The organism is Salinicola acroporae (assembly GCF_003206615.1).
In the GTDB taxonomy this organism is placed as follows: Bacteria; Pseudomonadota; Gammaproteobacteria; order Pseudomonadales; family Halomonadaceae; genus Salinicola; species Salinicola acroporae.
In genome coordinates this window covers 1-4354 of sequence record NZ_PZJW01000026.1, presented here as the reverse complement: position 1 = coordinate 4354, position 4354 = coordinate 1, and the positions used below count along the sequence as shown (strand labels likewise).

Sequence of the window (4354 nt, the reverse complement as noted above, 5' to 3'; positions counted from 1 at the left end):
GCACCGGCGACCTGGCCAATGCCCTTGTGGGCGCTGAGCAGGGTGTTGCCGATATCGCGGGCGTTCTGGGCCAGATCACCCGGGCGCTGCTGCTCATCCTCCGGCGTATAGCTGCCTGGCAGGGCGGGAGGTTCGCCACTCTCCCCCGTCACCGCGTTGATATCCACGTAGACCGGCAAGGCAGTCCGTACCGTTCTGTTGCTCTCCGCAACCGGGGCGGAGAGATCCCAATAAAAAACCCATGACCAATGCCATGGGTCTTAATTCTAAAGTCACATGCCACAATCTTGGCAAAATAACAGTCTTAGTTGGCGCGACGAATAAAACCACCACCTACCTGAACATTGTGCTCTTTCTGCCATTCTTTGGACTGACGAAGAGCTTCGTCGATCTGCTCTTGAGTCATTTCCTTGGCAATGCGCTGCTTATCATCAACGCCGGCGGAGCCACTGAGATCATAATATTTATAGGCCTGCACAAGATCCGCTTCTGTGCCGACCCCACTCTCATAATACTCTGCCAGGCTGGGAAAATATATTATCTCCCCAGGATCAAACTTTGAAAAAGAGGCTTTTTTTAGCCAATAAAAAGACAGCTCCTCGTCCTTCTTTACACCGACACCCTCACGATATAAATAAGAAAGCTTTGCGGCCGACTCGCTGTCGCCAGACTCACCAGCCTTGCTAAGCCAACATACGGCCTTATCAAGATTTTTTTTATACAATCCTTTCCACTCACTACCCAAATAAGCACGACCAAGCATACGCTGGGATAGCAAATATCCTTCATCGGCCGTTTCTTGAGCCAATTCCTTTACACGGTCAAAATTTTTCTCTACGCAAATTCCACGATAGCTCATCACAGAGAGCATATAGCCTGCATCCACAACCCCCATTTGCCATGCATGGCGCAATAACTCAGATGATTTATCACAACTTTTCTCAACCCCAAACTGCTTAGAACCATTCAAGTAAATCAAGCCAAGATAATACTCCCCTTTTCCTTCACCATCTTCCGCCATCCCCTCAATATCAGACAAGGACATATTTTTAATAGCAGAATTCAGCTCATCCCCGGTTGGGTCTTGAAAAAGGATGCCGGCAAAAGCCGAGTGAAAGAAAAACAACGACAAAAAAGAAAAAAACCATCTCATATCACACCTCCATTTCAAAAACATCACGCTTGATTGCAAGCGCATCATGAGAACTCAGCCGAATCGACAAACGGAGATCATCACCTATATCATCCCTTAAATAAACATGCTTCCACTCAAGAACTCGACAACCACCTATCTTTACAAAGCCTGGCTTACCTGAAGCGCTCAACACCTCACCAAATCTTTCACCTGCCGTTTCTGACGAGTCGACATTCAAACCCTCATAAGACCAGTCAAAAAGAGACTCTCCGACATCCACCGCCAAAAATTGCAAATAAACGGCAGACACACCAGACAAAGGAATCGTCACTTTCAGATTTATCTCAATTTGCTGACTCGCCAACTCAGCAGCTTCTTTCAAGCCTTCCATATCAATATCATAAGGAGACTCAACATATTGATTTGTATCCGGCCTCACCGGCGACCAAGACAGTTCTACCAACCCCCCTTGGAAAACCATCTCCAGCGAACTTTGCTCGGACGCCATGTCATCGAACGGCAGGACCTGCATATCTTCTCGTTCCGATGGCTTACCGAGAATGCTGCGGTTCACCCACATCTGCACCGCCGGGGATACCATGGCCACGAATGCATAACCCAGCAGTAGCGTCAGAATCCCGAAAAACACGCCTACGACGAGCCCAACACCCGTACTCGCGCTAATCACGACGATAGAAGCAATGCCAGCGAGAACCCCAACACCGCCGACAATCATGCCATAGTGGCCGGTAAGACTCTGGCCTGTCTTGTTGGCCTCGTTGGCTTCCGTCAACTTCTTCAGGCCATCCCAGATCGAGATCATGCCACCCGCCGCGCCGAGCACGTCACTGACAAAGGCCCATTTAATCCCACCGATCACCGCACCTTCTGTCGACAGGCCCAGGCTCGCCATGCGGATCTTGTGGTAGCCTTCGATCCCCGCCATCGCGCCACTCGCCACGCTGACACCCGAGCCGATGATCTTGCTCCAGTCAGCCCCCTCCTGATCGTCCACGAAGGCGCCTTCTTGCCAGGAGACGATCAGGCTCCATAGCACCAGGCAGGCACCGGCGACCTGGCCACTGCCCTTGTGGGCGCTGAGCAGGGTGTTGCCGATATCGCGGGCGTTCTGCGCCAGATCACCCAGGCGCTGCTGTTCATCCTCCGGCGTATAGCTGCCTGGCAGGGCGAGAGGTTCGCCACTCGCCCCCGTCACCGCGTTGATATCCACGTAGACCGGCAAGGCAATCCGTACCGTTCTGTCGCTATCGGCCATAAGGGCGGAGAAATTCCAATAAAAAACCCATGGCCAATGCCATGGGTTTTAATTCTAACGTCATACGACGGAATCTTGGCAAAACAACCATCTCAATTGGTGCGACGAATAAAACCACCACCCACCTGAACATCGTGCTCTTTCTGCCACTCTTTGGACTGACGAAGAGCTTCGTCGATCTGCTCTTGGGTCATTTCTTTGGCAATGCGTTGTTTACCCTTAGCACCAGCAGTTCCACTGAGATCGTAATATTTATAGGCTTGAACAAGATCTGAGCTTGTACCAATCCCTTTTTCATAATATTCAGCAAGAGGCAAAAAACCACCTATCCCGCCTCCGTAGTTATCCGACGAAAAAGCAGCCCTCTTCCTCCAAGCAAAGGATTTCTCCGCATCCTTCTTAACACCAAGCCCCTTTAGGTATATATAAGACAAATTGGCAGAAGATATACCATCTCCGGACTCACCTGCCATCTTCAACCAAAAAATAGCTTTTTCCATATTTTTAGGAAAAGCATTCAACTGACCTCTTCCCCAGTAGGAACGGCCTAGCTCACGCTGAGCTAACAGATACCCTTTCCTAGCAGATTTCACTAGGAGTAGCTTAGCCTCTCCAACATCCTTATCAACGCACTCCCCTTTGTAATACATAGTAGAAAGGGTATATCCCGCATCAGCCCCGCCCCTATTCCAAACGTCGTTGAGCAAAGCGACTGCAACCTTACAATCCTTCGACACTCTAAGACGTTCATCTCCTTTCAAGTACAAAAGGGCCGAGATATACTCAAGCTCCTTATCTCGCGCCCCTGCATTTCTAACGATGTCAGAGGGCTCCATACTCCGATATTTTTTATCAAGCTCGAAGCCTTCGGGGTCTTTAAAAAGCACATCTGCAGAAACAATAGAAGCAAATGCAAAAAATGCAACAAAAAAAGCAATCTTTTTCATTGTCAAAACTCCAAAACAAACGCATCTGAGTAACGCATCATAGCGCCCCCCCCTACAGCCTTGTAGAAAGACACTTCAAAGGTAACCTTATCCCCAACTAAAGCTTTAGAAAGCTCATTGTTCCACTCAAAATTAAGATCACCCTTGGACTCAACCAGTTCAGGCTTAGACCCCTCGGAACTATAAGAGGGCTGATTTAATCCGCCATCCGCTGCCGAACCAGCTCGCGCAAGCTGATATCTCCAATCAAAAAAAACCTCACCAGACATTTTATTAGATAACGCGACTTCAAAAACAATGCCCCTTACATCAGGAAAAGCAACCTTCACATTCACTTCAACTTTCCCCAAGGCTTCCTCAGTGGCTGCTTTTAAACCTTCCATATCAATATCATAAGGAGACTCAACATATTGATTTGTATCCGGCCTCACCGGCGACCAAGACAGTTCTACCAACACCCCTTGGAAAACCATCTCCAGCGAACTTTGCTCGGACGCCATGTCGTCGAACGGCAGGACCTGCATATCTTCTCGTTCCGATGGCTTACCGAGAATGCTGCGGTTCACCCACATCTGCACCGCAGGGGATACCATGGCCACGAATGCATAACCCAGCAGTAGCGTCAGAATCCCGAAAAACACGCCTACGACGAGCCCAACACCCGTACTCGCGCTGATCACGACGATCGAGGCGATACAGGCGATAACCCCAACCCCGCCGACGATCATGCCATAGTGGCCGGTAAGACTCTGGCCTGTCTTGTTGGCCTCGTTGGCTTCCGTCAATTTCTTCAGGCCATCCCAGATCGAGATCATGCCACCCGCCGCGCCGAGCACGTCACTGACAAAGGCCCATTTAATCCCACCGATCACCGCACCTTCTGTCGACAGGCCCAGGCTCGCCATGCGGATCTTGTGGTAGCCTTCGATCCCCGCCATCGCGCCACTCGCCACGCTGACACCCGAGCCGATGATCTTACTCCAGTCAGCGCCCTCC

At 50.3% G+C, this 4354-nt stretch carries 4 protein-coding genes; all 4 read right to left on the bottom strand.

Annotation, left to right across the window (positions count from 1 at the left end):
- Positions 1-304: 304 nt before the first annotated feature.
- Complete coding sequence (locus DOM54_RS19865; protein ID WP_162619951.1) at positions 305-1153, bottom strand: tetratricopeptide repeat protein; 849 nt, start codon at positions 1151-1153, stop codon at positions 305-307.
- 1 nt (position 1154) lies between these two features.
- Complete coding sequence (locus DOM54_RS19860) at positions 1155-2411, bottom strand: hypothetical protein (RefSeq protein ID WP_110717987.1); 1257 nt, start codon at positions 2409-2411, stop codon at positions 1155-1157.
- A gap of 92 nt (positions 2412-2503) precedes the next feature.
- Positions 2504-3358, bottom strand: a complete 855-nt coding sequence (locus DOM54_RS19855; RefSeq protein WP_110717986.1) for a tetratricopeptide repeat protein — start codon at positions 3356-3358, stop codon at positions 2504-2506.
- A 2-nt stretch (positions 3359-3360) separates the two neighbouring features.
- Positions 3361-4354: hypothetical protein (locus tag DOM54_RS19850; protein WP_162619950.1), on the bottom strand; the 994-nt coding region annotated here is incomplete at its 5' end.